26 protein-coding genes are annotated in these 25,575 nt (G+C 70.1%); 17 read left to right on the forward strand and 9 right to left on the reverse strand.

From position 1 onward, the window contains the following. Nucleotides 1–387, reverse strand: a 387-nt coding sequence (locus AB0J90_RS34690; RefSeq protein ID WP_363603326.1) for a molybdopterin-dependent oxidoreductase, incomplete at its 3' end; no start/stop codon positions are given. Between the two features lie 301 nt (nucleotides 388–688). Here AB0J90_RS34690 and AB0J90_RS34695 point away from each other — a divergent pair. Then, complete coding sequence (locus AB0J90_RS34695) at nucleotides 689–2,419, forward strand: family 16 glycoside hydrolase (protein WP_363603327.1); 1,731 nt, start codon at nucleotides 689–691, stop codon at nucleotides 2,417–2,419. A 138-nt stretch (nucleotides 2,420–2,557) separates the two neighbouring features. On the opposite strand, the gene AB0J90_RS34700 is transcribed toward AB0J90_RS34695, so the two are convergent. Beyond that, nucleotides 2,558–2,992: a hypothetical protein gene (locus AB0J90_RS34700; RefSeq protein WP_363603328.1), complete on the reverse strand. Its 435-nt coding sequence runs from the start codon at nucleotides 2,990–2,992 to the stop codon at nucleotides 2,558–2,560. Nucleotides 2,993–3,138: 146 nt separating this feature from the next. On the opposite strand from AB0J90_RS34700, the gene AB0J90_RS34705 reads away from it, so the two are divergent. The 5 genes from AB0J90_RS34705 (at nucleotide 3,139) to AB0J90_RS34725 (ending at nucleotide 7,215) form a co-directional block, all read left to right on the forward strand. Beyond that, nucleotides 3,139–3,585, forward strand: a complete 447-nt coding sequence (locus AB0J90_RS34705) for a MarR family transcriptional regulator (RefSeq protein WP_363603329.1) — start codon at nucleotides 3,139–3,141, stop codon at nucleotides 3,583–3,585. Then, nucleotides 3,582–4,997: an MFS transporter gene (locus AB0J90_RS34710; RefSeq protein ID WP_363603330.1), complete on the forward strand. Its 1,416-nt coding sequence runs from the start codon at nucleotides 3,582–3,584 to the stop codon at nucleotides 4,995–4,997. Before AB0J90_RS34705 ends, AB0J90_RS34710 begins: the two co-directional genes overlap by 4 nt. Before the next feature lie 93 nt (nucleotides 4,998–5,090). After that, the gene (locus tag AB0J90_RS34715) at nucleotides 5,091–5,423 is read left to right on the forward strand and encodes a nuclear transport factor 2 family protein (protein ID WP_363603331.1); all 333 of its coding nucleotides are present in this window, start codon (nucleotides 5,091–5,093) and stop codon (nucleotides 5,421–5,423) included. Between the two features lie 108 nt (nucleotides 5,424–5,531). Beyond that, nucleotides 5,532–6,341 (forward strand): RNA methyltransferase, encoded by an 810-nt coding sequence (locus AB0J90_RS34720; RefSeq protein ID WP_363603332.1) that lies wholly within the window; start codon nucleotides 5,532–5,534, stop codon nucleotides 6,339–6,341. A 130-nt stretch (nucleotides 6,342–6,471) separates the two neighbouring features. Continuing rightward, a complete protein-coding gene (locus tag AB0J90_RS34725) occupies nucleotides 6,472–7,215 on the forward strand; it encodes a class I SAM-dependent methyltransferase (protein ID WP_363603333.1) in 744 nt (247 codons plus the stop codon). 23 nt (nucleotides 7,216–7,238) lie between these two features. Here the strand turns inward: AB0J90_RS34725 and AB0J90_RS34730 are convergent, their stop codons facing one another. Then, nucleotides 7,239–7,808, reverse strand: coding sequence for a Clp protease N-terminal domain-containing protein (locus tag AB0J90_RS34730; RefSeq protein ID WP_363603334.1), 570 nt, complete (start codon nucleotides 7,806–7,808; stop codon nucleotides 7,239–7,241). A gap of 11 nt (nucleotides 7,809–7,819) precedes the next feature. After that, nucleotides 7,820–8,038: a hypothetical protein gene (locus AB0J90_RS34735; RefSeq protein WP_363603335.1), complete on the reverse strand. Its 219-nt coding sequence runs from the start codon at nucleotides 8,036–8,038 to the stop codon at nucleotides 7,820–7,822. A 213-nt stretch (nucleotides 8,039–8,251) separates the two neighbouring features. Between AB0J90_RS34735 and AB0J90_RS34740 the strand changes: the two genes are divergently transcribed. From AB0J90_RS34740 to AB0J90_RS34760, 5 genes are all read left to right on the forward strand, one after another. Next, complete coding sequence (locus AB0J90_RS34740) at nucleotides 8,252–8,905, forward strand: ATP-dependent endonuclease (RefSeq protein WP_363603336.1); 654 nt, start codon at nucleotides 8,252–8,254, stop codon at nucleotides 8,903–8,905. A gap of 90 nt (nucleotides 8,906–8,995) precedes the next feature. Continuing rightward, a complete protein-coding gene (locus AB0J90_RS34745) occupies nucleotides 8,996–10,168 on the forward strand; it encodes a histidine kinase (RefSeq protein WP_363603337.1) in 1,173 nt (390 codons plus the stop codon). After that, nucleotides 10,161–10,835, forward strand: coding sequence for a response regulator transcription factor (locus AB0J90_RS34750; protein WP_363603338.1), 675 nt, complete (start codon nucleotides 10,161–10,163; stop codon nucleotides 10,833–10,835). Before AB0J90_RS34745 ends, AB0J90_RS34750 begins: the two co-directional genes overlap by 8 nt. 59 nt (nucleotides 10,836–10,894) lie before the next feature. After that, entirely contained in the window at nucleotides 10,895–13,021 is a 2,127-nt protein-coding gene (locus tag AB0J90_RS34755; RefSeq protein WP_363603339.1) for an MMPL family transporter, read from the forward strand. A 27-nt stretch (nucleotides 13,022–13,048) separates the two neighbouring features. Continuing rightward, the gene (locus AB0J90_RS34760; protein ID WP_363603340.1) at nucleotides 13,049–13,429 is read left to right on the forward strand and encodes an HAD hydrolase-like protein; all 381 of its coding nucleotides are present in this window, start codon (nucleotides 13,049–13,051) and stop codon (nucleotides 13,427–13,429) included. A 22-nt stretch (nucleotides 13,430–13,451) separates the two neighbouring features. On the opposite strand, the gene AB0J90_RS34765 is transcribed toward AB0J90_RS34760, so the two are convergent. The 3 genes from AB0J90_RS34765 to AB0J90_RS34775 are packed head-to-tail and all read right to left on the reverse strand — an operon-like array spanning nucleotide 13,452 to nucleotide 15,239. Beyond that, the gene (locus AB0J90_RS34765) at nucleotides 13,452–14,219 is read right to left on the reverse strand and encodes a DUF5984 family protein (protein WP_363603341.1); all 768 of its coding nucleotides are present in this window, start codon (nucleotides 14,217–14,219) and stop codon (nucleotides 13,452–13,454) included. A 4-nt stretch (nucleotides 14,220–14,223) separates the two neighbouring features. Next, entirely contained in the window at nucleotides 14,224–14,445 is a 222-nt protein-coding gene (locus AB0J90_RS34770; protein ID WP_363603342.1) for a DUF397 domain-containing protein, read from the reverse strand. Next, complete coding sequence (locus tag AB0J90_RS34775) at nucleotides 14,436–15,239, reverse strand: helix-turn-helix transcriptional regulator (protein WP_363603343.1); 804 nt, start codon at nucleotides 15,237–15,239, stop codon at nucleotides 14,436–14,438. The genes AB0J90_RS34770 and AB0J90_RS34775 overlap by 10 nt, the downstream gene beginning before the upstream one ends. 287 nt (nucleotides 15,240–15,526) lie before the next feature. Between AB0J90_RS34775 and AB0J90_RS34780 the strand changes: the two genes are divergently transcribed. Together AB0J90_RS34780 and AB0J90_RS34785 are read left to right on the forward strand one after the other, a co-directional pair. After that, nucleotides 15,527–15,814, forward strand: a complete 288-nt coding sequence (locus tag AB0J90_RS34780) for a hypothetical protein (RefSeq protein ID WP_363603344.1) — start codon at nucleotides 15,527–15,529, stop codon at nucleotides 15,812–15,814. An 89-nt stretch (nucleotides 15,815–15,903) separates the two neighbouring features. Continuing rightward, on the forward strand, nucleotides 15,904–17,586 hold the full coding sequence (locus tag AB0J90_RS34785) for a PucR family transcriptional regulator ligand-binding domain-containing protein (RefSeq protein ID WP_363603345.1): 1,683 nt from the start codon (nucleotides 15,904–15,906) through the stop codon (nucleotides 17,584–17,586). Between the two features lie 25 nt (nucleotides 17,587–17,611). Here the strand turns inward: AB0J90_RS34785 and AB0J90_RS34790 are convergent, their stop codons facing one another. Next, nucleotides 17,612–18,961 (reverse strand): hypothetical protein, encoded by a 1,350-nt coding sequence (locus tag AB0J90_RS34790; RefSeq protein ID WP_363603346.1) that lies wholly within the window; start codon nucleotides 18,959–18,961, stop codon nucleotides 17,612–17,614. A gap of 194 nt (nucleotides 18,962–19,155) precedes the next feature. On the opposite strand from AB0J90_RS34790, the gene AB0J90_RS34795 reads away from it, so the two are divergent. Beyond that, entirely contained in the window at nucleotides 19,156–20,451 is a 1,296-nt protein-coding gene (locus tag AB0J90_RS34795) for an aminotransferase class III-fold pyridoxal phosphate-dependent enzyme (RefSeq protein ID WP_363603347.1), read from the forward strand. A gap of 10 nt (nucleotides 20,452–20,461) precedes the next feature. Here the strand turns inward: AB0J90_RS34795 and AB0J90_RS34800 are convergent, their stop codons facing one another. After that, complete coding sequence (locus AB0J90_RS34800; RefSeq protein WP_363603348.1) at nucleotides 20,462–21,961, reverse strand: acyltransferase; 1,500 nt, start codon at nucleotides 21,959–21,961, stop codon at nucleotides 20,462–20,464. Nucleotides 21,962–22,330: 369 nt separating this feature from the next. Between AB0J90_RS34800 and AB0J90_RS34805 the strand changes: the two genes are divergently transcribed. Genes AB0J90_RS34805 through ngcE form a run of 3 tightly spaced genes read left to right on the forward strand, consistent with a single transcriptional unit; the run spans nucleotide 22,331 to nucleotide 25,566 of the window. Continuing rightward, on the forward strand, nucleotides 22,331–23,296 hold the full coding sequence (locus tag AB0J90_RS34805) for a MurR/RpiR family transcriptional regulator (protein ID WP_363603349.1): 966 nt from the start codon (nucleotides 22,331–22,333) through the stop codon (nucleotides 23,294–23,296). A gap of 40 nt (nucleotides 23,297–23,336) precedes the next feature. Next, nucleotides 23,337–24,086, forward strand: a complete 750-nt coding sequence (locus AB0J90_RS34810) for an SIS domain-containing protein (protein ID WP_363603350.1) — start codon at nucleotides 23,337–23,339, stop codon at nucleotides 24,084–24,086. Nucleotides 24,087–24,132: 46 nt separating this feature from the next. Next, nucleotides 24,133–25,566, forward strand: coding sequence for an N-acetylglucosamine/diacetylchitobiose ABC transporter substrate-binding protein (gene ngcE / locus AB0J90_RS34815; protein WP_363603351.1), 1,434 nt, complete (start codon nucleotides 24,133–24,135; stop codon nucleotides 25,564–25,566). The last annotated feature ends 9 nt before the right edge of the window (nucleotides 25,567–25,575 follow it).

The following is a 25,575-nucleotide window of genomic DNA, read 5'->3' on the forward strand; positions in this document are numbered from 1 at the left end:
CCGACCATCCAGCAGATCCTCCAACGGCAGGTTCGTCGTATAACCCCCGTACGAATGAACCAACGCGAAATCAGCCGCCGTCTCCACATCCGCCAACAACGTGTCCAGCGACACCCCACGCCAACTCGTACCCAACTTCGACCAACGCGTCACACAATGGATATCCACCGTCGGCGTCTCCTGCGGCAACGCCAACAACTCCGCCCACGACCACCGACGCTCCGCACCCGCCTCCGTCGTCACCGCGAACTCCCACGTATCCAACGACACCCGCGGCGTCGGACCCGCCGACAACACCGGAAAATCCTCGGTCAGATACTGCCCCGGCGGCAACGCCGGCTGCGACGACCTCGGTCGCCCCTGGAAGCCCGGCGAGACAATACCCATCCGCTACTTTTATCACCTTTTTCCGGGACCGGATCTCGATCGCAATCCTGATCATGGGTGCCCCGGCGGCCGATGGCCGACGCGAGCGACAAGACATTGACGTGCTTGAACCGCGTCGTTACTATCCTGTTTCAGGAAAGCGCTTTCCTCGCGGATCGGCCCGGTTGTCGTCGCCGGCTCGTCGGGTCCCTTGACGTCCGCGTCGGCGACCGATCCGCAAGATCGAACCTGCTTCTCCGTCTACCGGCACCCTCCCTACAGCCCTGCGTACGGAGCCCGGTACCCCTCAGGGAGGTCCAACATGGGCGTACGCGTCCCCACGCGCCCGAAGCTACGTTCCACCTGGCCGCTCGTCGCCGGTGTGGCCGCGGTGATCACCGCTGGTGCGGTGCTCTTCGCGCCGGTGGCCAGTGCCGCCACCGTCTTCAGCGCGGGATTCGAGGACGGCAGCATCACCGGCTGGTCCAAGTCCGGCGGCACCTGGGCGGTGGTCGACGACGGATCGCGGGTCGCCCGCCAGTCCAAGACCGACACCGAGAACGCGCGGTTGTTCAACGCCTCCACCAGCCTGACCGACTACACGGTCCAGGCCAGGGTCAAGCCGGTCAGCCTCGGCTCGAACGGATTCGTGGGCCTGCTGTCACGGGCCACCGGTGCGACGGTCTTCTACCGGCTGGCTCTCCTGCCCGGACGGGTCGAGTTGCAGGCGGTACAGGGAAGCTCGATCGGAGTGCTCGGCAGTTCGTCGCGTACCGTCTCGAACGGCACCTGGTACACGCTGTCGATCACCACCAGCGGTACGACCGTCAGCGGCTCGATCGACGGGACGCAGTTCGCCTCGGCCTCCAGTTCCGTATCGTCAGCCGGCCGGATCGGCCTACAGACCTCGTACGCGTCCGCGTCCTTCGACGACGTGCTGGTGACCACCGGCGGCACCACCCCGCCGACCACCCCGACCCCCACGCCCACCCGGCCGACCCCCACGCCGACCGGTCCGGGCACTCCCACGCCCACACCCACCACGACCCCGACGACGCCGCCCACCGGCCCGCCCGGCAACGCGAACGGCCTGGTCGGCTTCGCCACCCTCAGCGGGTACGGCCGTACCGGGACGAACGGCGGGACCGGCGGTGCCACGGTGACGGTCGGCAACTACGCCCAGTTGGCGGCGGCCGTGGCCGACGACGTGCCGCGGATCGTACGGGTCTCGGGCACGATCACCGGCAACGGTGACGCGATGCTCGACGTCGGCTCGAACAAGACCATCATCGGCATCGGGTCGACCGCCACGATCAGCGGCTTCGGACTCGACGTCAACGGCTGGGGACCGGAGGAGGTGGCGTGGGGCGGTGACCTCTGCGACCCGGCGGAGAAGGACAGCTTCACCCGCGTACAGAACGTGATCATCCGGAACCTGTCGTTCCGGAACTCCGCCGACGACTCGGTGAACGTCCAGTGCTACTCGCACCACGTGTGGATCGACCACAACACCTTCTACCCGGCCAACGACGGCTCGGTGGACGTCAAGCGCGGGTCGGACCTGACCACCGTCTCCTACAACCGGTACGTCGGCACCGACAAGTCGATGCTGCTCGGGCACAGCGACAGCAACGGCGCCCAGGACAACGGCTACCTGCGCGTCACCTACCACCACAACTGGTTCGACGGATCCAACACCCGCCACCCGCGGGTGCGCTTCGGCTACGCCCACGTGTACGCCAACTACGTGAGCGTCGACGACTACTTCATCGGTCTCGGTGTCGAGGGCAAGATCTACGCCGAGAGCAACTACGTCGTGGGCGCGAAGACGATCACCCAGGACTTCGGCAATGCCCGGCTCACCTGGACCAGCAGTAACTTCTACGACCCGGCCACGATCACGCGGGCCAACGACAGCGGCAAGACCATGGAGGACTGGCTGCGCGCCGACGGCAGCGTGGCACCGCCGCCGTACAGCTATTCGGCCGGATCCGCCTCCTCCAGCCCGCCGTCGGCGGGCGCCGGGGTCAGCGGAGCGGACATCGTCCCGTAGGTCCGCGACGCCGACGAACGGCGTGATCTCCGTCGGATGCGGTGATCTCCGTCGGACGCGGTGACGGGACCGCGCCGGTATCGGAAGCCGCCAGCCGTGCCCCCGGTCGCTGGACCGGGGGCACGGTCGTCCAGCCGGTCACCGTCGTCGGCGGCGCATCCGGTGCCCTCGGTGGACCACGTCGTCGAGGATCATGGTCAGGCCGGCTCCGAGCAGCCAGGAGTCCTTGGCGATCCCGGTGCCCTGTTCCGTCGGTCGGACGTCGTTCGGTCGGCGCAGACCGGGGGTCACCCAGTAGAGCCGCATCAGGCCGCCGCCGAGCCCGACCAGCCCCGCACCGACCAGCGCGGAGGGGATGACCGGCAGCAGCAGGGCGGCCCCGAGGGTGATCTCGGTGCCGGCGAGCAGGCGGGCGAAGGTGCGCGCGTCGAACCGCTTCAGCGCAGGCACGGCGCCGGCCGCCATGCCGTGCAGGCCCTCGGCCGACTCTCCCTCCAGGGTCCACTTGGACACGCCCGAGTTCAGGATGTACGCGCCGAGAGCGACGCGCAGCGGGAGATGGGACAGGTTCATGGTCACCTCGACTGGGCCGATGCGGTAGGCCCGGCTACCCGCTCGGTCCCGTTCCACACCTGCGCCGCGCGGCGGGCCTGCAACTCCCGTCTGAGGGAAAGATCTCAGAAGGTCAACTTGCAAGGAAAACTTACTATCGTGGCGAGGTGGCAACCACCAACGCCCCCGACCCCCTGTGGCTCGCCCAGGAGTTGCGGCTCAACATCGACCGGCTGCGGCGTACGGTGCGCGCCCGCCGGACCCTCGACGGCATCCCGTGCCGGCACGAGTCCGTACTGAGCTGGCTGCGGCGCAAGGGGCCGCTCAGCACCGCGGAACTGGCCCGCTGGGAGCAGATCCGACCCCAGTCCATGGGCACCACGGTCGCGGAACTGCTCGTCGGCGGCCTGGTCAGGAAGAGCCCCGATCCCACCGACGGCCGGCGGGAGATCGTCTCCCTCACCGAGGCCGGCGTACGCACCCTCGCCAGCATCGCCGAACAACGCGACCGGGACCTTGCCACGCTGATCGAGACACACCTCACCGAGCCGGAGCGGCTGGTCGTCGTCGAGTCCCTCGCCCTGCTGGAGCGGGTCGCGGAGCAGGCCGGGTGAGCTTGCGCCAGGTGGGCTTCAGCCCCCGGTTCATCGCACCGGTCCTGATCGGGCCGGTGCTCAATCCGATCAACACCACCATGATCTCGGTGGCGCTGGTGCCGATCGCCCGTGATCTCGGCGTCACGTCCTCGGTCGTGATCTGGCTCGTCGCGGGTCTCTACCTGGCCAGCGCCATCGCGCAGCCGACCATGGGCAAGCTCGCCGACCTGTTCGGCCCGCGGAGGATCTACCTCGTCGGTCTGGTTTTTGTCCTGGTCGGCGGGGTGCTTCCGGTCCTCGACGCGCACTTCGCCGGGGTCGTGACCGCACGGGTGCTGATCGGCATCGGCACCTCCGCCGCGTACCCGTCGGCGATGTCGCTCATCCGCGACCGGTCCGACCGGCTCGGTGTGGACACCCCGCCGGCACTGCTCTCGGCGATCTCCATCGCGAGCCTGACCACCGGCGCGGTCGGTCCGGTCCTCGGCGGCGTCCTGGTCGAGTCGCTCGACTGGCGGGCGATCTTCCTGGTCAACGTGCCGTTGTCGCTGCTGGCCATGGCCATGACCGTGTTCTGGCTGCCGTCGGACCGGACCCGTCCGAGGGTGCCTCGGACCGGGTCACTGTTGACCGCGATCGACCCGGTCGGCATCCTGCTCTTCGCCATCACCATCGCCGCCCTGCTGGTCTTCCTGCTCGACCTCGCCTCGGGGCACTGGTGGCTGCTCGCCGTCGCGGTCGTGCTCGCCGGGTTGCTCGCGTACTGGGAGTTGCGCCGGCCGAAGCCCTTCCTCGACCTGCGGATGCTCGCCAGCAACGGGCCGTTGAGCCGGACCTACGCCCGGTTGTTCCTGGTCTACCTCTCCGCCTACTCGATGACGTACGGCTTCAGCCAGTGGCTCCAGGGCGCCGCCGGCTTCGGCAGCGACGTCGCCGGCTTCCTGCAACTGCCCACCGCGGTCCTCGCCGGTTTCGCCTCGATCTCGATCGCCCGATCCACCGCACTGCGCCGTCCGCTCATCCTCGCCGGCCTGCTGCCGTGTCTGGGCGGGCTGATCATCGTCACGCTCAGCTCGAACTCACCGGTCTGGCTGCTGCTTGCGGTCGCCGCGCTGTTCGGCGTACCGCAGGGCCTGGCCTCGGTGGCGAACCAGGCCGCGCTCTACCGGCAGGCGCCGTCGGAGCAGCTCGGGGTCGCGTCCGGCCTCTCGCGCACCGCGATCTACCTCGGGGCGATCGTCTCCTCCGGTGTCATCGGCCTCACCTTCGGTGAGCGGCCGTCCGACGACGGCATCCACGCCATCGGTTGGCTGATCGCCGCCGCGACCGGTGTTGCCGCCCTGCTCGCCCTGTTCGACCGCACACTCGGTGGTGACCGTGAGCGCAAACCGGCGGCGGGGGTGCCGGTGGGTGCGGCTTCGCCCCGCTGACCGGCCACCCACCCATATCGCCGCTATAGTGGCGGGTGTATCGCATATAGCGTGTGCGCCCTGCGGGCGCCGCCGATGGTGAGGAGAAAGCAGATGTCCGTACCCGTTCCCGGCGTTGTCGCCAGGTACTTCGAGGCCACCGACAGCGGCGAGAAGGACGTGCTGGTGGCCTGTTTCACCGAGGACGCCGTGGTGGTCGACGAGGGCCGGACCCGGCGCGGCCGGGCCGAGATCCGCCAGTGGCGCGACGAGGTCGCCACCGCCTACGAGTACACCGTCGAGATCCTCGGCGCCGAGCCGGCCGGGGCCGACGAATACCTGGTCACCACCAGGCTCGAAGGCAACTTCCCAGGCAACGTGGTCGACCTCCGGTTCCGCTTCGGCCTGCGCGACGACCTGATCGACCGGCTGGAGATCGCCCCCTGACCGGCGGGTCGCCCGGTGATCCGGCCCGGCCGCGGCCGGTCACCGTCGCGGTCGGCCCGCCCGCACCCCGCCAGGAGACCCACCCACCGGTACGGCGACAATCGGCGCGTGCCTGTCCACGAGATCACCAACCCCGACGACGAGCGGATCGCCGACTACCGGGCGCTCACCGATGTCGAGTTGCGCACCCGGTGGGAACCGCCGCACGGGCTTTTCATCGCCGAAGGTGAACTGGTCCTGCGCCGGGCGCTGCGGGCCGGCTACCCGCCGCGCTCGTTCCTGGTGGACGCGAAGCGGGTCGACCAACTCGGGGACCTGGACACCGGCACCGCACCGGTCTACGCCGCCAGCCCGGACGTGCTGGAACGGGCAACCGGCTTCCACGTGCACCGGGGCGTACTCGCCTCGTTCCACCGGCGGGTGCTGCCGACACCGGCCGAGGTCCTCGCCGCCGCCCGCCGGGTGGTGATCCTGGAAGACGTCAACAACCACACCAACCTCGGTGCCATCTACCGAGGGGCGGCGGCCCTCGGCATCGACGCCGTACTCCTGTCACCGACCTGTGCCGACCCGCTCTACCGGCGCAGCGTACGGGTCAGCATGGGCGAGGTCTTCGCGGTGCCGTACGCCAAGTTCGAGCGCTGGCCGGAGGGCCTGGACCAGGTACGGGAGGCGGGTTTCACCGTGCTCGCGATGACGCCGTCGGCGGACGCCGTACCGATGCAACGCCTCACCCCGGCGCAGCGGGAGCGGTCGGCGCTGCTGCTGGGCGCGGAGGGCCCCGGCCTCACGGCGGCCGCCCAGGCCGCCAGCGACGTGAAGGTGTCCATCCCGATGCGCCGCGGAGTGGACTCGTTGAACGTCGCCGCGGCCGCCGCCGTCGCCTTCTGGGAACTCGGCCGCGACGATCAGCTCTAGCCGGTCCGCGCCGCGGTGACCACCACCGTCGTGTGCCAGTTCGGGTGGTGGTCGGTCCACGTTCCAGAACGCGGCCGGAGGGTTGCAAAATGGTTGGACACCCGGTAGATCCATCGCGATTGTTGGTGGCATGCGCCAGGACGAGATCTGGGACGTCGAAGCCGCCGGTCGTTATGACACACCCGGTACCGGCATGTTCTCGCCCGACGTGCTGGGGCCGACCGTGGACCGCCTGGCCGAACTGGCCGGCGACGGAAAGGCGCTGGAGTTCGCCATCGGCACCGGTCGGGTGGCCGTACCGCTCGCCGAGCGGGGAGTCTCCGTCACCGGTGTCGAACTGTCCACGCCGATGATCGACCAATTGCGTACGAAGGCGGACGAGGCAACGATCCCGGTGATCGTCGGCGACATGGCAACCGCCGTAGCGCTGGGGGAGTACACCCTGGTCTACCTGGTCTACAACACCATCTCCAACCTGCTCAGCCAGGCCGAGCAGGTTGCCTGCTTCCGCAACGCCGCCCGTCACCTCACCCCCGGCGGCCGGTTCGTGATCGAGCTCTGGGTGCCCGAGCTGCGCAAACTTCCACCGGGTTCACCGGCGATGGTCTGGCACTCCGAGCCCGGTTACATCGGCCTGGACACGTACGACGTGCTGCGTCAGCATGTCGTGTCGCACCACTTCACCTTCGACGAGAGCCGGCAGGCGCGGCTGACCCGTAGCCCGCACCGCTACATCTGGCCCGCCGAACTCGACCTGATGGCTCAGTTGGCCGGCTTCGAGCTGGAGAGCAGGCACGCCGACTGGGCCGGCGCCGAATTCACCCCCGACTCGCGCTCCCACGTCTCCGTGTACCGCCTCCCGCCGCGTCCGTAACACCCCATCCGTTCCCTCGGGCGTTACGCCGCTTCGTACTGCGCGAGGAGGACGCGGCGCTTGGCGTCGTCGTACGTCACGCCGTGCTCGGTGAGGACCACGGACATCGGCCCGGTCATCCCGTGCTTCAGCAGCGCCAGCAGCAGGTGACCGGAGTTGATCTCCCGGTGCCGCAGCGCGACCGCCTCGTGCAGCCCCAGCTCGATCACCTTCTTCGCCCGCTGGTCGACGGGCGCGCCGAAATGGCCTCGGCGGCGGGGCGGCTGCGGCTGATCCGCGCCGTCCCACGCGTCCGGGCCGAACGCCTCCTCGACCAGGCGGAACACCTCCTCTGCGTCCACGCCGACGGCGCGTAGGGCGGTGATCTCGGCGTCGGTGAGTCCGGCCCGGCCCGGCGGTGTCGCCTCGGCGGCTCGCAGCACGGCCGCGGTGACGCCGTATTCGGCCAGCACCCGGGCGCCGGTGCTCCGCTCGTCGCCGGCCAGCCCGAGCAGCAGGTGCTCCGGTCCGGCCTTGGCTGCGCCGCGTTCGGTGGCGATCGCGACCCCGCTGGTGATGACGCGGCGCGCGTTCCTGGTGAACCGTTCGAACATGACCAACACTCCTAGTCTCGCGTCCGATGTGCATGCTTCTGGTGGACGGCCTGCCGGGTGACCCCCAACGCGTCGGCGATCGCCTGCCAGGCCCAACCATGTGTACGGGCGTTGCGCACCTGGAGCGACTCCAGTTGCTCGACCAGCTTCCGGAGCGCGGCGACGGCCCGCAGGCCGACGGCGGGGTCGGCAGCGCCGGCCGCCTTGGTGAGTCCCTGGTTGTCGTCCACGTTGTCAAGGTAAGTTGACACGAGCCATGTTGTCAACTCATCTTGACACCGTGTGTGACGGTCGAGTGGTGTAGCGCCGACCCCGCCGACCCGCGACCACCTGCCGCCGAGGACGCCGAGCCACCCACGTACGCCGAGCACGCGAGCGGGATGCGGCGCCGCCCCAGACAATCCGGTTGCCGGTCCGGGCCTGCCGTTGCGACACTCTGATCCGTGCGAGAGCCGGGTCGCTTCCGGGCCGCCGTCACCATCTGGGCGGCCGGCGGTACGAACTCCGCAGCCGCCGCCACGACCGCCCGTGAACTCGCCGACGACGGCCTCGCCATGGTCGTACTCGTCGAGGGGGTCAGCGACCGGAGCGCGGTGGAGGCGCTGGCCGCCCGACGCGACCGCGACCTGGCCGGCGAGGGCATCTGCGTGGTGTCGATGGGCGGCGCGACGAGCGTCGGCCGGTTCCTGCGGATCTTCGCCGCGTTGGGGCTCGACATCGACGTACGGGGGCTCTGTGACGAGGCCGAGGAGGGCTACTTCCGGCGCGGGTTGGAACAGACCGGCTACGGCACCGGCTTGACCCGGTCCACCATGGAGGCGCTCGGCTTCCACGTCTGCGTCGCCGACCTGGAGGAGGAGTTGATCCGGGCGCTCGGTACCGAAGGCGTCGAGCGGGTCATCGAGGCCGAACACGACCTGGCCCGATTCCGGGTCTTCCAGAACCAGCCCGCGCAGCGCGGGCGGACGGTCGAGCGGCAACTGCGCCGCTTCATGGGCACGACCAGTGGTCGGAAGGCCCGTTACGCCTACGCGCTCGTCGACGCCCTCGAACCGGACCAGGTCCCCCGGCCACTGGACCGTCTGCTCGCCGGCTAGCACTCCCAGCCGTACGTCCGTTCCCGGTGCAGGTCGGGATCGCTCCTGAGAGGGAGGCGGCGGGAGCGGCTGGCGGCGGATACTGGCAGCGTGTGGAGGGATCTGGCCAGCCGGGGCGTCGCTGCCGCGCATGCCCTGCCCACCCTGGCGATCGACACGTTCATCGCACTGGGCTGCTACCTGGCGGCGATCGCCGGACCGGATGCACACAACGGCGACATCACCTCGTACAGCCTTGCCGCGTTCGCGTCACTGCCGCTGGTGTGGCGTCGGCGCTCGCCGCTCCTCGTACTGATCGTCACCGGGTTTGCCACCATCGCCGCCACCCGGCTGGGAATGGTCCACGAGGTTCCCTACGGACAGTTGGTGGCGACCTACACGGTCGCCTCGCTGAGCAAGCCTTTCGAGCGTGCCATCGCCATCGCCGGGACAGTCGCCGGGATCGCGTTCGCACTCGCCGAAAAGACGAACGTCCTGCCGATCGGGAGCACCATTCTCATCTTCGGCGGGGCTTACGCGCTCGGCGCGATCGCCCGGTCGCGCCGGGGGTTGATCGAAACCCTGGAGGCGCGGGCCCGGACGCTCGCCGCCGACTATGCCGAGGCCGCGTCGCGGGAGCGGGAACGCATCGCCCGGGACATGCACGACATCCTCGCCCACTCGGTCAACCTCATGGTGGTGCAGGCCGAGGCCGGGCCGGTGGTGGTGCACAGCGACCCGGCGCGGGCGGTGACGATCTTCGACGCGATCGCCGACGCGGGCCGCGACGCGCTCACCCAACTCCGGCGTACGTTAGGCGTGCTGCGCTCCGAACCCGCCTCCCGTACACCACAGCCGGGGCTCGACGGGCTGGACTCGCTGGTGGCCCAGGCGCGTGGGACGGGAATGCCGACGACGTTGACCGAGCGGGGACACCGCCGGCCGATCGCGCCGGACGTCGCCGTGGCCGTCTACCGGGTGGTGCAGGAGTCGCTGACCAACGCGATCAAGCATGCCCACGCGAGCCGGGTCGACGTACGACTGCGGTGGGACGAGGACGGCCTCGACCTGGAGATCCGCGACGACGGGCGGGGCCGCGACGGGCGTGGCGGCCCCGGTCGGTTGCCCTCCGGCGGCCACGGCCTGATCGGCATGCGGGAACGGGTCGCGGCCTGTGGCGGCACCCTCTCGGCCGGGCGTGCCGACGACGGCGGCGGCTTTCGGGTCGCCGCTAGGCTGCCCCTCATGGAGCAGGCACCGGCCGCCGCGAACGTCGATGGCTGACCAGATCCGGGTCCTGGTCGTCGACGACCAGGAACTGGTACGGGGCGGATTCGCACTCATCCTCGACGCCCAGCCGGACATCACCGTCGTCGGCGAGGCAGCCGACGGAGTCGAAGCGGTCGAGGCCACCGCCGCGTTGGCCCCGGACGTGGTGCTGATGGACGTCCGGATGCCCCGCCTGGACGGCATCGCCGCCACGGCCAGGATCTGTGCCGCCTCGGACACCAAGGTCCTCGTGCTGACCACCTTCGACCTGGACGAGTACGTCTACGACGCGCTGCGCGCGGGCGCGAGTGGCTTCCTGCTCAAGGACATGCGCCGCGACGAGCTGGTCAGCGCGGTGCGGGTGGTGGCGACGGGTGAGGCGCTGCTCGCTCCGTCGGTCACCCGGCGACTCATCGCCGACGTGGTCGCGCGCTCCGCCCCGGCCGGGCCGCCACCGGGCGCGGGACGGCTGGCCACGCTGACCGTACGCGAGTCGGAGATGCTGCGCGCCGTCGCCCGGGGGCTGTCCAACGCTGAGATAGCGGCCGAGTTCCACGTCACCGAACACACCGTCAAGACCCACGTCAGCAACGTGCTGAGCAAGCTCGGGCTGCGCGACCGGGTGCAGGCGGTCGTCCTCGCGTACGAGTCGGGTCTGGTGGTTCCTCGCTCCGGGGAGTGAGCCCGGATCCACTCCGCACGGCGATCCGCTTTCCGCGCCGCCCGCGAAGGATCGACGCCATGACAAGCTCACTCGCCCGCTTCTCCGTACGCCGCCCGGTCATCGTGTTGGTGCTCTGGTTGGCCGTCGTCGCCGCCGGCTTCACGGTCGGCATCGGCGTCTTCGAACGTCTCGTCGGCACCGTCGGTGTCGTGCCGGGCAGCGAATCCGACCGGGTCCTGGAACTGCGCGAAACCGTGGCCCCGGAGCCGCAACGGCTGACCGCGATCGTGACCGGCGTCGACGCGAACAGTCCCGACGTGCGGGCCGCCGTCGACCGGGCCGCCGCCGAGGTGCGGTCGATGCCCGGCGTCGACTCGGTGGCCCCGGCGGTGCCGTCACCGGAAACGGGACAGGCGCTGATCTTCAGCATCACGCTCGCGCCCGGTACGACGCAGTCTGGCACGCCGGACGCCGAGGACCCCGCCGACGCGGTCGCCGAACAGGCGGCCGAGCGCATCCACGCACTCGACGGTGACCTCCCGGGTAGCACCGTCACCGTCGCCGGGGGCTCGCTCACCGCGAACGAGTTCAGCAGCCAGGCAGCCCGTGACGTCGCACGAGCCGAAATTCTCACCACGCCGGTCGTACTCATGCTGCTCTTGTTGGTTTTCGGGGGTTTACTCGCGGCCGGTCTGCCGCTGCTCGTGGCGGTCGCCGGAGTCGGCGGCACGTTCGGTGTGTTGTTCGCGTTCAGCGAGGTCAGCGACGTGTCGGTGTACGCGATCCAGGTGGTGACGATGTTGGCGGTGGGCCTCGCCGTCGACTATGCGCTGCTGATCGTCAACCGGTTCCGGGAAGAGCGGGCCGTCGACGCCGAGGTCGGCGGTGCCGTGCTGCGTACGGCGGGCACGGCCGGCCGGACCGTGTTCTTCTCCGGGTTGACGGTCGCGGTCGCGCTGGCCGGGCTGACCGTGTTCCCGGATCCGTTCCTACGCTCGATGGGCCTGGCCGGCGTGGCTGTCGTCGTGATCGACATGCTCGCCGCGCTGACCCTGCTGCCGGCCCTGCTGGCGCTGCTGGGCAGGCGGATCAGCCCGCGCGCGGCGCAGCCGGCCGGTAAGGGCTTCTTCGCGCTGGTGGCCCGCTTCGTGCAGCGCCGCCCAGCGGCGGTCGCGCTCTCCGTGCTCGCCGTGATGGTGGTCATCGCGCTTCCCGTGCTCGACCTGCGGCTGTCGCTGGGCGATCCACGGCTGCTGCCGGCGAGCACCCAGACCCGAGCCCTGTACGAGGAGAGGGCGCGACACTATCCCGACCGGGTCCGCCCCGACCCGGTTTCGACGATGGTCGACGCCGCTCCGGACAGTGTCGAGGTCAGCAGGCTGCGACAGTCGATCGCCGGGATGGCGGGCGTGCGTGAGGTGGAGGTCGTACCGGTCGGCGACCTGACCCTGTTGAACGCCGACGTCGACCAGGAGAACCAGGAAGCGGTCGCCCGCGCGGCACGTGACCTGACCTCCCCGGTCGAGGTCCTCGTCGCCGGGGACGCGGCATCCCTGATGGACTACCGGCAGATGCTCGGCGAACGGCTACCGTGGGCGGCCGGGCTCGTCGCGCTCGGCACCCTGGTCCTGCTGTTCCTCTTCACCGGTTCGGTGCTCCTGCCGATCAAGGCGGTGCTCACCAACCTGCTGAGCATCGGCGCGGCGCTCGGCGCGGTGGTGTGGGTGTTCCAGCACGGCAACCTCGGCCAGCCCGACATCGGCGGCACCAACCTGTCGGTCCCGGTGCTGGTGGCGGCGATCGCGTTCGGCCTGTCCGTCGACTACGAGGTGTTCCTGCTCTCCCGGATCCGGGAGCGTTGGCGCGCGGGCGCGGCACCGGACGAGGCGGTCGCCGAGGGCATCCAACTGACCGGTCGCATCGTGACCGCCGCGGCGCTGCTCCTCGCCGTCGTGTTCGCGGGCTTCCTGGTCGGCGGCTTCACACCGATCCGGGCGATCGGGCTCGGTCTCGTACTGGCGGTGCTGCTCGACGCGACGATCGTACGGATGCTGCTGGTCCCCGCGACGATGACGATGCTGGGCCGGTACAACTGGTGGGCGCCGGGACCGCTGCGTCGGTTCCACGCCCGAGTCGGTGGCGGCTTCGACGAGGCTGCCGCCGAGGCCGAGGACCCGAAGGAACTCGTCGGCACCGCGTACTGACCGGGTTTCGGGTTAGAGGATCCGGCCATGATCAGGGAACTGCTGCTCGACTTCTACGGCACCGTCGTGGAGGACGACGACCTCATCGTGGCGGGGATCGCGGACCGGTGTGGCGGCAGGGGCCGCCGTCACACCGGTCACCGCGCTGGAGGTGGGCGCGGCTTGAAACCAGGAGTACGAGAGGGTCGCCGGTGGTACGCCGTTCCGGTCGCTCGGGAACACGTGCTGCGAAGCCTCGAAACGGTGCTGATGCACGTCGGAGACTCGCTGCGTGCCGACGTACGCGGGGCTCATGCGGCCGGGATCCGGGCGGCCTGGATCAACCGTCGCGGGCAGGTCCAGCCGCCGGACGTGCCGGTGGTCCACGAGGTCGCGGACCTGTCCGGCCTGGCGGGGGTCATCGGCTGACCTTCGCCGGGCCGTGGCCGGGTCAGGTCCCGGTTTCCATCAGGGGCCAGGATGAGATGTCGGCGATGCCGGACCGTATTTGGTCCCAGTCGACTTGCCGGGGAACCGCCAGACGCTCCGCCAGCCAGTGGCTCCGGCGTACGTGCTCGGCGCGCAGGAGGTCCAGGTCGAGTTCCACCCCCGCTGGCGGCCCAGTCCGTTCCAGTTCGGTGACACGCTTGTCCATCGCCGCGATGAGCTGATGATCGAGGTCTTGCACCGCGGCGAAGAACTCGGCCGTCGGCACGCTGACCTCAAGAAGTTCCGGCCCGTCGAAGGTGACCTGGTCGGCTGGCAGCAATCGCTGACTGATGGTTACCAGGTCCTGTCCCGCATGAGTGTGTCGCCAGCAGGCGATGGCCGGCGAATCGGTCAGGTAGCCCACATCGAGCTGGTAGTCGCTCTGCAGCTCAAATGCCGCGTCCACGTCGGTGCTGGTGTCGTCGTCCGGGAACTCCCTCTTTGAAAAGCTCCCGTCAACGAAAGGAACAACATCGGCAGGCACCGGCTCGGTCAGAGCCCAGCGCAGCAAGAGGAGGTCCTCCCAGAGCCGGACCACGTAGTAGTCCGGATAGGGGCGGCTCAGGTTCCAGCGGCGTACTGCCTGCTCGTGGTATCGCAGCAGTTGATGACGGTCAGCCTCGACCCAGTACCAGCCGCTGGTCAACCCGAACCAATGCAGCGTCGGCTGGTCGCCACCCCACGGTGGCACCCCAGCGAGCGGGTGCAGCTCGAACTGAAAGCGCAGCACAGGGCTACTTTGAGTGATCCGCGACAAGGCCAAAGCGGTGGGTGCTGCTAATGGAGCCGAGGAAGACGCGCCAGGCGGTAGGGGTGAAGGTGAGGGCGGGGCCGTGTTGGTCTTTGCTGTCGCGTACGCCGATGGTGTGGGGCAGGTTGTCGGCGACCTCGACGCATGCGCCGCCGTTGCCGTTGCTGCGGGTGCTCTTGCGCCACCTGGCGCCGGTCAGGTCCATGTCTCGGCCACCTCCGATATCAACTCCAGCGACTGCTGGTGCGGCAGTGCCTCGCCCCGGATCGACTCCCACACCTGGACGGTGCGTTTCACGTCCTCGGCCCGGTCGTAGGTCTGCCCGTTGAGCTGTCCTTCAATGTAGACGATGTCCTCTCCGGTGGGCGGTGTGGCCATAACGAACGGGCCGTTCAGGCCGGCGTAGGCACCGGCCGTCTCGGGGACGACGTGGATCCGCAGGCGGGGGAGGGAACCGCCGAGTTTGGTCAGGTGTCGCAGTTGTTCGCGCATCACCTCAGGGCTGCCCACGCGGCGGCGCAGTACCGATGCGTCCATCACCACCGTCAGCAGCGGGGAGTGGTCGTGGGTGAGCAGTTCCTGCCGTTCAAGCCGCGCGGTGACCTGCTGCTCCAGCGCGTCGGACCGGAGCAGGCCGCTGCCGGACAGGACGGTGCGGGCGTACGCCTCGGTCTGGAGCAGGCCCGGCACGAACAGCGGCTCAAACCATCGCAGCGCCTCGGCTTCCTGTTCGAGTTCGGCCCACTCGCGGAACCAGGCCACGAGCGAGTCCCGGCCGAGCTTGCGTTGGATGCGGGCCAGGATGCCGTCGGTGTTGAACACCTTGTCGCAGCGGCGGGCGAAGTCGGCGCTCGGCCGCCGATCGCAACTCTCGATCTTGCCGATGAGGGCACTCGAATAGGAGATTTCCTCGGCGAGTTCCGCCTGTGTCATGCCGGCGGCGGTGCGGAAGATCTTCAGTTCCTCGGCGAACAGTTCGAGAACGGGCGAGTGGCTCACGGACAACCTCCGGACAATCGACGGACAAGCATCGGACAAGCATCGGACAAATACGGATTGCGCGGTGAGAACACGCTGGTGGGCAGCGGTTTGTCTGGGTGAGCATAGGTGAATGGGGAGTGGACTGTCACTAGTGGAATGGTGCTGAATGGCTAAAGCGCACGGAGATTCCGGGATGACGACCGGAGGTGGATGACCGACTCAAGATCGGAAAGGCGATTGTCGTACCTGTGGGATATCCAACGCGGGATTGACGACGTGCCGGCGGCGGGTCGACCGTGTTGCCTGTGAATATCCAGCCGATCCCCGACGCGAGCGACGACGATTCACCGGACCTCGCCCGCCTGCGGAACGCCATCGCGTGTGAACTGCACGCGCAACTCGCCATGCGAGGCGAGACGATCGAACTCGCGGACATCCCCGAGGTTGCCCGCGCCGTCGCCGTACAACTCGGGCACGCGTTCCGGATCGAGTGGGCGCCCCGGTGGGTGGATGACCGGGGGGACGACGACTGGCTGAGTCTGGACGCCGCTGTCTTCCACGGATCCGATCACGAATCCCCACGACGTCGCTGACACCGGCACACCTCCCGGCCGATCCCTGATCTTGGCGGTCGGGTCACGCCGGGGCCGGATGTGGTCGCTCCGAGCCCCCGGACGGTACGGTGACCAGCGTGTTCCCTACCGTCCATGAGGTGCTCGCCCTCGACCCGGTGCGACACGGCGGACCCCGGCTGGTGGCCGGGCAGGACGGCCTGGACCGGCTCGTCCGCTGGGTGCACGCGGCCGAGGTGCCGGACATCGCCGCCCTGCTCAACGGTGGTGAGCTGGTGCTCACCACCGGGATTGGCCTGCCCTCGGACGATGCCGGGCTGCGCGCGTTCATCGGTGAGCTGGCCGATGTCGGGGTCTCCGGGCTGCTGGTCGAACTCGGCCGGCGCTACCCGACCAGCGTGCCCAGGGTCATGGTCGCGGCGGCGGAACGGCGCGGGCTGCCACTGGTGGAACTACGCAGGGTGACGCCGTTTGTCCGGATCACCGAGGCGGTGCACGCCCTGATCGTGGACGCCCAGCTCACCGAGTTGCGCGCCACCGAGGAGATCCACCAGCGGTTCACCGACCTGTCGGTCGAGGGTGCCGAACCGGCCGAGGTGGTGCACCAGGCGGCCCGGCTCGCCGGCTGCCCGGTGGTGCTGGAGAACCTGTCCCGGCAGGTGCTCGCGTACGACACGGCGGGGGAGCGGGCCGAGATGCTGCTCGGGAGCTGGGAGCAGCAGTCGAGGCGGATCCAGCCGGCCGGGCGGACCGCGTACGACCCGGACGCGGGGTGGTTGGTGACCACCGTCGGCGCCCGCGGACAGGACTGGGGTCGGCTGCTGCTGCGTTGGCCCGGCGCCGACCTGGCACCCGGCGCGGCGACCCCACCCGCCCCGCCGACCCGGCTGACCATCCTGGTCGAGCGGGCCGCGTCGACGCTGGCGCTGGGCCGGCTGATTCGGCGCGACGCCGAGGGGCTGGAACGCCAGATCCACCGCAACCTGCTCACCGCCCTGCTCGACCACGCCCGGCCGGTGGACGAGGTAGCGCTGCGGGCCCGTGCCCTCGGGGTGACGCTGGAGCGCCGGCACCTGGTCGGGGTGGTGGTCCGGCACCGGGCCGACGAGGCCGGCACGCCGATGGCCCAGGCCCGGCTGCGGGACCTGGCCGACGCGGTCGGGCAGGCGCTGCGCGAGGCCGAGCTGACCGGGCTGGCCAGCGCGCTGGACGACCAGGCCGTGGGCGCGCTGCTCGCACTGCGCGACCCGGCGGCCGAGGACCCGTCACTGGCCGCGTTCGCCGCCGCGTTGCACCGGGTACGCCGGGACGCCGCCCCGCCCGGGCCGGGTGGCACCGCCCCGGACGCGGTGATCGTGGCGGCCGGTTCCGGAGTCGACTCGCTCCGGGAGGCCCGCCGGTCACTGGTGGAGGCCCGCCAGGTCGCCGACGCGGCCCGTCGCGGGCGGCACGACCTGGCCGTGTTCCGGTTGCCGCACGTCGGGCTCGCCGGTCTGCTGCACCTGCTGCGCGACGAGCCCCGGCTACAGACCTTCGTCGAGCGGGAACTCGGGCCGCTGCTGGCCCACGATGCCGAGCACCCGAAGGAACGGCTGCTCGGCACGCTGCGGGCGTACCTGGACCACGGGCGGAACAAGTCGGCGGCGGCCACCGCGGCGCACCTGTCCCGGCCGGCGTTCTACGAGCGGCTGGCCCGGATCGCCCGGATCCTCGACGCCGATCTCGACGCGGTGGACGACTGCCTATCGCTGCACGTCGCCCTGCTCGCCCTCGACGCGGTCCGCGACGTCTGACGAGTCACCGCCGGGGGCGGCCGGATCAGTCCAGGTCGGCGCGGGCCTTGGTGTAGGACGGGGGGACGAAGTTCGGGCCGCCAGGGGTGAACACCTCCGAGTTCGCCGCGGTCGCCCACGCGGCCGACGGCACCATCTGGACCAGCGACCGTACGACCGGGGCATCCCGCCACTGCTCCTGCTCGGCGATCAACCCGAGCGCCACCACCGACTCCTCGACCTCACCGACGCACTCGAACGGCTTGTGCGCGTCGATGCCGAGCAGTTCCAGGTAACCCGGCACCTGCAACGAGTCGGCGAGCAGGTCCACCCCGAAGATGTGCACCAGCCGCTCGCGGGGCATGAAGGGGGACAGTGCCAGGAACACGAACCGGCACTTGGGGCAGTCGCCGCACCACCGTACGGTCGGGTCGTGCAGCTTGAACGCCTTGTTGCAGCTCGTCACCACGTCGTCGTACCGGTCGAACTGCGCGAACAGCTTGGCGATGTGCAGCTCCGACAGCGGGCGCAGCAGCGAGAAGTACGGCTCGGTCAGGCCGGCATGACCGGCCAGCGCCCCCCGGAGCAGCCCCTCGGCCTCGACCCCCTTGGACCACTGGTGGTTGATCTCATGACCGTTCCAGATCAGGTTCGGGTCGGACGCGGAACGCTCGTTCGACATCACCACCGGCCCGAGCCCGTGCAGCACCGCGGTGGCCACCGCGATCAGCGAGTTGATCGCGGTCACCGGGATGTGCCCGTTGCGGGCCCCCTCGGCGTTCAGCTCGAACAGCACCGGGTCGATCCGTCGGCGGGCGGCCAGGGCGGTCAGCCCGGACGCCTGGTTCACCGAGACGATCACCGAATTGGGGTTGACCGAGAACGGCACCGGGTCGAGGCCGGCCCGGCGCAGCGCCTCCAGGCTCACGATCGAGTCCTTGCCGCCGCCGACCGCACAGAGCGGACGGCCGTCGGAGTTGTCCAGCAGGGCCGGCTCCGGCACCTGCCCGGCCGGCACCGTCGGCTCCAGGTCCAGCACGTACGGCAGGTCGTTGCGGTAGGCGTACTCCGCCAGGCCCTTGGTGTAGATGGCGGTGACCAGCGCGACGGCGGCCTCGCCCAGCGGCGCCGGCACCAGCAGCCGGGGCGGCGCGGCGGCCTTGTAGTAGCTCACCCCGGCGACCAGGTGCAGCAGGTCCAGCACCCGGCGGAAGGTCGCCTCGGTGGCCGCGGTGGGCGGGATCGCCGGCACCGGGAAGGTGATCACCTCGGTGAACCGCTGCTCGCCGTCCGGGCCGGACAGGGCGTAGTCGAACGATGCGGTACCGGTGGCGAGGTCGACCGAGTAAGACGGGAACGAAAAGTCGGTCATCTGCCTGAGTTGTCCGTTGCGCACAGGCCATAGTAGTCCCGCTCGGTACGGCCGCGGATCGTAGCCGGGCGATCCGTCCAACCCGACGAGGACGCGGCGGGGCTGACGGTGTGTCAGTGCCGGGGGCCGCACCGGCTACAGGGTGGCAGTTGCCGGGGACGGCGGATCGATGAAAGCGTGCAGTCATCCGCGTACCCGGGGTGAAGGGTGTGATGACGATGACCACCGACGACCTGCTGGCGCGGCACCGAGCCGTGCTGCCGTCCTGGATGCCGCTCTACTACGAGGAGCCGATCGAGCTGGTCTCCGGCTCGGGGCGCCGGGTCACCGACTCGACCGGTCGCAGCTACCTGGACTTCTTCGGCGGCGTGCTGACCAACATGATCGGCTACGACATCGCCGAGATCCGTGACGCGGTCGCCCGCCAGCTCGGCACCGGCGTGGTGCACAGCTCCACGCTCTACCTGATCCGGCACCAGGTCGAGCTGGCCGAGAAGATCGCCCGGCTCTCCGGCATCCCGGACGCGCGGGTCTTCTTCACCAACTCCGGCACCGAGGCGAACGAGGCGGCCCTGCTGGTCGCCACGAACTACCGCCGGTCGCACCAGATCCTGGCCGTGCGCAACAGCTACCACGGCCGGTCGTACGCGACCATGGGCATCACCGGGCACCGGAGCTGGTCGGCGAGTTCGCTGAACCCGTTGCAGGTGAGCTGGCTGCATTCGAGCGACCGGATGCGGGGACTGCTGGCCCGGCTCGACCCGGAAGAGCAGGTCGACGCGGCCGTGGACGACCTGCGTGAGGTGCTGGCCACCCAGACCAGCGGGGACGTGGCGTGCCTGATCGCCGAGCCGATCCAGGGCGTGGGCGGATTCGTCCACCCGCCGGACGGGCTGCTGGGGGCGTACAAGAAGGTGCTCGACGAGTCCGGCATCCTGCTCATCTCCGACGAGGTGCAGACCGGCTGGGGGCGGACCGGGGAGCACTTCTGGGGTTACCAGGCGCACGATGTGGTGCCCGACCTGCTCACCTTCGCCAAGGGCATCGGCAACGGTTTCGCCCTGGCCGGTGTGGTCGGGCGGGCGCCGGTGCTGGAGGAGGTCAAGGCGATCAGCTTCTCCACCTTCGGCGGCAACCCGATCGCCACCGCCGCCGGCAACGCGGTGCTGGACTACCTGCTCGACCACGACCTGCAGGGCAACGCCCACCGGGTCGGCGCGATCCTGCGCCAGGGCCTGGACGAGGCGGTACGGCAGCACGACATCGTCGGCGAGGTACGCGGCAAGGGGCTGATGCTGGCGGTCGAGTTCGTCCGGCCGGGCAGCCGTGAGCCGGACCCGGCGAACGCCGTACGGGTTTTCGAGGAGTGCCGCCGGGGCGGGTTGCTGGTCGGCAAGGGCGGGCTGTACGGCAACGTGCTGCGGATGGGTCCGCCGCTGACACTCACCGAGTCGGAGGCCCGTGAGGGGCTGGACATCCTCAGCGCCGCGATCGCCACGGTCGCCGCTCGCTGACTGATATCGATCAGGTCCTCGCTGTGTCGTTGGGTGAGGGTCCAGGTGAGGAAGGCGGCGCCGCTGGTGCTGCCTCACGTCGGTCCGGACGTGACCTGAGCCAGCGGAGTACGGCGGCCCCGGCCAGGTAGCTGACCAGGGCCGCCGTCGGCAGCCCGAGTGGATCCGGCGAGTCCTTCGAGGTCAGGCTGTTGTCGAGCAGCGCGGCCACCACGGCCGCGATCCCGGCACCGGTGAGCACCGCCCGGGGCACCATCCGCTCGGACATCGCGACGACGCGGGCGGAATCTCCGCCGCCCCGTCGTCGGATGGACCCGGAGGACCCGATCGGCCAGCCGGGCAGGAACTCCGACCGGCGTCCGGCCCCGGTCTCGATCGGGCTGAAGACCGCCACCAGGATCGCCAGCACGACGGTCAGGGTGACCAGCCAGGGCAGCCGCCAGAGCCACCAGGCGGCGCTGCCCACGGCCGGGGTGGGCAGCGCGTGCAGCGCGTCCAGTGCGCCGACCAGCAGCACCGCGGCGGTGATGTGCCAGAGGAAGACCGTCAGCACGACCGCGTTCGCCGCGATCACCACCAGCCAGGGCCGGTGCCGGTGCAGCCAGCGTTCCGCCGGGCCACGCAGCAGCAGGATGAGACCGAGTTGCCAGGTCGCGTTGGCGAGCAGGGCGATGCTCGGCGGTGACATGTTGTGCAGCCGTTCGCCCGGGATGTTGACCATGCTGACCGGGTACGGCCCGGCCAGCGTCAGGGCCAGCAGCGCGGCGAACCCGCCGAGCAGCAGCCCGACGCCGACCGTCGGCCCCATCGGCAACTGGGTGCGCAGCAGTCCGCCGCCGCCCCGACCGGTGCGGGTCCGGCTGTCCCGCCAGGCATAACCGAACTGGTGTACGGCGAGCCAGCCGAACAGGAAGTTGCCGCTGGCGTACGACTCCGGCCCGGTCAGCCGAGCCAGGTCACCGCCCACCACCAGCGCCAGCAGCACCACCGGTACGGCGAGCCCGAAGCGCCGGTGCAGCGCGTACGTCAGCGGGGTCAGCGCCACCACCGCCAGGTACGCGGCCAGGAACCACAGCGGGATGGTGGCGAACCAGACCACCGGGCGTACCTGTTCGGCGTCGGCCCCGACCAACTGGGCGCCCAGCGCCGCGCCGGCCAGCACCACGATCAGTGCGGTGGTGGGCCGCAGCAGTCGCCCGCACCGGTCCAGCAGCCAGTCGACGGAACGGCCGCCGCGTTGCCGGTGGCTGTTCAGCGAGGCGGCGTTGGCGTACCCACCGACCAGGAAGAAGATCGGCATGACCTGGAACAGCCAGGTGCCCGGTCGGCCGGCGGAGAGTTCCACCAGGGCAGAGCGCCCGGTGAGCCGGCCGGACCGGTCGTAGTCGATCACGATGATCAGCCAGTGGCCGATGACCACGGCCGCGATGGCCACCGCGCGTAGCAGGTCGAGATAGCGTTCCCGCTCGGCGGGCGTCTCCCGGGCGAGCTGCCCCAGCCGACGCCGCATGTGACCAGGCTAGGGCGGATCTCCCGGGGGAACCGGCAAACCCGCGACGCCGGGGCTCGGCCTCGGCCGGGGAGCCGGCGCTCCGTTCCCCGGCCGTTCACAGGTCGACCCCCTCGGCGGCGTGCTCGCCGCCGTGGCGACGATCGGGAGGCCACCGGGAGCCGATCGGGACCGATCACTGCCGGACAGGGTCGCAGCCGGCCATGTTTGTGCTGGTCAGAGGGCGTGTCGGGGATGGGTTTCGAGTCGCCCGAGGACCCGGCGGGGCAGGTAACGGTTTGAAAACTTCGCCCACAGTCTTGACACGGAGGGGGTCTTAGTAAGAACTTTTACCACTAACAGTTAACACTCTTTCCGGAAGGCGTTCACATGGTCGATCACGAGGTGGACACCGCCGCGCGAACCGCGGTGGTCGACGCTGAGGCGTTCGACCGGCGACTAGCCGCCGGACTCTCCCCGAGCGACAGCGTCCTGGTCCGGGTGCGCGCCCGGCTGCCGGAATTCACCGGCGCCCTGCAACGCGTCGCCGAACAGGTGCTCGCCGACCCGGAGGCCGCCGCCCGCGCCACCATCGTCGAACTGGCCGAACGCAGCGGCACCTCACCGGCCACGGTCACCCGGTTCTGCCGGGCGATGGGCTTCGAAGGCTACGCCGACCTGCGGCTGGGCATCGCCGCGGAGACCGGGCGGGCACGCTCGGCCGGCTGGACGGTCGACATCGGCCGGGAGATCCAGCCCGGTGACCCGCTGGAGCGGGTGCTCGGCCAGATCATGGCCGCGGACACCCAGGCCATGCACGACACCGCGACGCTGCTCGACCTGCGGGAGGTCGAACGGGCCGCGGAGGCGATCGCCGCCGCCACCCGGGTCAACATCTTCGGCGCCAGCGGCAGCGCCCTGGTCGGCGCCGAGATGCAGTTCAGCCTGCACCGCATCGGCGTACCCGCCTGGTCCTGGCACGACGTCCACGAGGGGCTGGCCAGCGCCGCCCTGCTGCGCGACGGCGACGTGGCGCTCGGCATCTCGCACACCGGCGAGACCCGCGAGACGATCGAGATGCTGGCCGAGGCGGGCAGCCACGGCGCCACCACCGTCGCGCTGACCAGCTTTCCCCGTTCGCCCCTGGCGGAGTTGGCCGACATCGTGCTGCTCACCGCCAGCCAGGCCACCACCTTCCGCCCGGACGCGCTCTCCGCCCGGCATCCGCAACTGGTCGTTCTCGACCTGCTCTACATCGCGGTCGCCCAGCGGACCCACGACCGTGCCCACTCGGCGTTCCAGCGGACCGCGCGGGCCGTCGGCGGGCACAAGGCGGCGAAGGAGGTACGGGGATGAGCGACCAGGGCCACCCCACCGTACGGATCGGGGCGAACAAATGATCAGCATGCAGGGGTACGCCGACGCGGTCCGCCCGGTGCTCGACCGGCTGCTGGACACGCAGGTCGACGGGGTGGGCCGGGCGGCCGACCTGATCGCCGACAGCCTGCGTGGCGACGGCGTGCTCCAGGCGTTCGGCGCCGGCCACTCCGAGGCGTTCGCGGCCGAACTGGTCGCCCGCGCCGGCGGACTGGTCCCGACCAACCAGCTTTCGCTCTGGGACCTGGTGCTGTACGGCGACGCGTCGCCGGACGTACTCGGCGACCCCAAACTCGAACGCGACCCCAAAATCGCCCACCAGATCTACGCGCTCGCGGCACCCCAGCCGCGTGACGTGTTCGTGGTGGCGTCCCAGTCCGGCATCAACGGCTCGGTCGTCGAGCTGGCGAGGCTGGTGAAAGAACGCGGTCACGACCTGATCGCGGTCACCTCGGTCGAGCACACGGCACGGGTCGCACCACGGCACCCGTCCGGTCAACGGCTCGCCGACATTGCCGACGTCGTGCTGGACAATGGCGCGCCGTACGGTGACGCACTGCTGCCGCTGGACGGCGGCGGCGCGGTCTGTGCGGTCTCCTCGGTCACCACCGCGCTGCTGGCGCAGCTGCTGACCGCGGAGGTCGTGCGACGGTTCCACGTCGTGGGAGAGGTACCCCCAATTTACCGATCCGCGAACGTCCCCGGCGGGGACGAGCACAACACCGCCCTGGAGTCGCGGTATGCCGGGCGTATCCGACGTACCGCCTGACCCTGACATTTTGTGGCGACGACGAAACCTAACCGAGGAGACGAAGATGTCCGTAACCCCCGACAAGCCGTCGGATCTCAGCCGCCGCATCGTCCTGCAGCGGGCGGCCGCGGCCGGCCTGCTCGCCGTGCCGGCGGCCGGTCTGCTCAGCGCCTGCGCCACCAGCGGTGACGACGAGACGCAGGAGCAGAGCGAGGGCACCAAGAGCGCCGAGAACCCGTTCGGCGTCAAGGAGGACGCCCAGCTCGAGGTGGTCATCTTCAACGGTGGCTACGGCGACAAGTACGCCACCGACGTGCACGAGCCGCTCTACAAGGCGAAGTTCCCGAAGGCGACCATCAAGCACGAGGCCAGCCAGGCCATCTCCACCGTGCTCCAGCCCCGGTTCGCCGCCGGCAACCCGCCGGAGTTCGTCAACAACTCCGGTGAGAAGTCGCTGGACTTCGGCGCCCTGGTCGCCGACGGTCAGCTCCAGGACCTGACCGAGCTGTGGGACGCCCCGTCGGTGGACGACCCGTCGAAGAAGGTACGGGACACCGTCGTCCCCGGCACCGTCGACGTCGGTACGTTCAACGGCAAGCCGTACGTGCTCAACTACGTCTCCACCGTGTTCGGCCTCTGGTACTCCGGCAAGCTGTTCAAGGAAAACGGTTGGGCTCCCGCCAAGACCTGGGAGGAGTTCACCGCGCTGCTCGACAAGATCAAGGCCAAGGGCATCACCCCGTTCGGCTACGCCGGTGCGAACGCGCCGTACTACGTCTGGAACGTGATCCTCACCCACGCCGCGAAGATCGGCGGACCGGACGTACTGAAGAACATCGACAACCTCGAGGACGGTGCCTGGACCGCCGAGCCGGTCAAGCAGGCCGCCGCCGCGTGGGCCGAGATCGGCGCCAAGTACCTGGACAAGAGCTTCGAGGGGCTCAAGCACACCGACGTGCAGCTGCTCCAGAACCAGTACAAGGTCGGCTTCTACCCCAGCGGTGACTGGCTGGAGAACGAGCAGGCCAAGGACACCCCGCCCGGTTTCGAGTACCAGATGATGACGCTGCCGAGCCTGACCGCGTCGGACAAGCTGCCGGCCGGCACCGTACGGGCCACCGCGGCCGAGGGCTACTTCGTCTCGGCCAAGAGCGCGAACCCGCGCGGCGCGATGGAGTACATGCGCCAGATGCTCTCCACCGCCGGTGCCAAGGGCTTCACCGAGGTGGTCAAGTCCGCTACGGTCGTGACCGCCGGCTCGACCGGCTACGCGTTCCCGCCCGGTGTGGCCAGCTCGCAGGCCGCGCTCGCCGCCGCCGGTCAGAACGTGGTGAACCTCTTCTTCGACGGCTGGTACAAGGAGCTCGACACCGAGGCCCGTACCGCGACCAACGAGCTGATGTTCGGTCGGATCAAGGCCGACGCGTACTGCGAGCGGATCCAGAAGAAGGCGGACGCGATCAAGAAGGACTCGTCCGTCACCAAGTTCAAGCGCTGATCGGAGCGT

Source organism: Micromonospora sp. NPDC049523 (genome assembly GCF_040676775.1).
GTDB lineage: Bacteria > Actinomycetota > Actinomycetes > Mycobacteriales > Micromonosporaceae > Micromonospora_G.

Coding starts and splice junctions, on each gene's coding strand:
- AB0J90_RS34695 (WP_363603327.1), top strand. CDS start 689: ATGGGCGTACGCGTCCCCACGCGCCCGAAGCTACGTTCCACCTGGCCG.
- AB0J90_RS34700 (WP_363603328.1), bottom strand. CDS start 2,992: ATGAACCTGTCCCATCTCCCGCTGCGCGTCGCTCTCGGCGCGTACATC.
- AB0J90_RS34715 (WP_363603331.1), top strand. CDS start 5,091: ATGTCCGTACCCGTTCCCGGCGTTGTCGCCAGGTACTTCGAGGCCACC.
- AB0J90_RS34725 (WP_363603333.1), top strand. CDS start 6,472: ATGCGCCAGGACGAGATCTGGGACGTCGAAGCCGCCGGTCGTTATGAC.
- AB0J90_RS34730 (WP_363603334.1), bottom strand. CDS start 7,808: ATGTTCGAACGGTTCACCAGGAACGCGCGCCGCGTCATCACCAGCGGG.
- AB0J90_RS34750 (WP_363603338.1), top strand. CDS start 10,161: ATGGCTGACCAGATCCGGGTCCTGGTCGTCGACGACCAGGAACTGGTA.
- AB0J90_RS34755 (WP_363603339.1), top strand. CDS start 10,895: ATGACAAGCTCACTCGCCCGCTTCTCCGTACGCCGCCCGGTCATCGTG.
- AB0J90_RS34760 (WP_363603340.1), top strand. CDS start 13,049: ATGATCAGGGAACTGCTGCTCGACTTCTACGGCACCGTCGTGGAGGAC.
- AB0J90_RS34770 (WP_363603342.1), bottom strand. CDS start 14,445: ATGGACCTGACCGGCGCCAGGTGGCGCAAGAGCACCCGCAGCAACGGC.
- AB0J90_RS34795 (WP_363603347.1), top strand. CDS start 19,156: ATGACCACCGACGACCTGCTGGCGCGGCACCGAGCCGTGCTGCCGTCC.
- AB0J90_RS34800 (WP_363603348.1), bottom strand. CDS start 21,961: ATGCGGCGTCGGCTGGGGCAGCTCGCCCGGGAGACGCCCGCCGAGCGG.
- AB0J90_RS34805 (WP_363603349.1), top strand. CDS start 22,331: ATGGTCGATCACGAGGTGGACACCGCCGCGCGAACCGCGGTGGTCGAC.
- AB0J90_RS34810 (WP_363603350.1), top strand. CDS start 23,337: ATGATCAGCATGCAGGGGTACGCCGACGCGGTCCGCCCGGTGCTCGAC.
- ngcE (WP_363603351.1), top strand. CDS start 24,133: ATGTCCGTAACCCCCGACAAGCCGTCGGATCTCAGCCGCCGCATCGTC.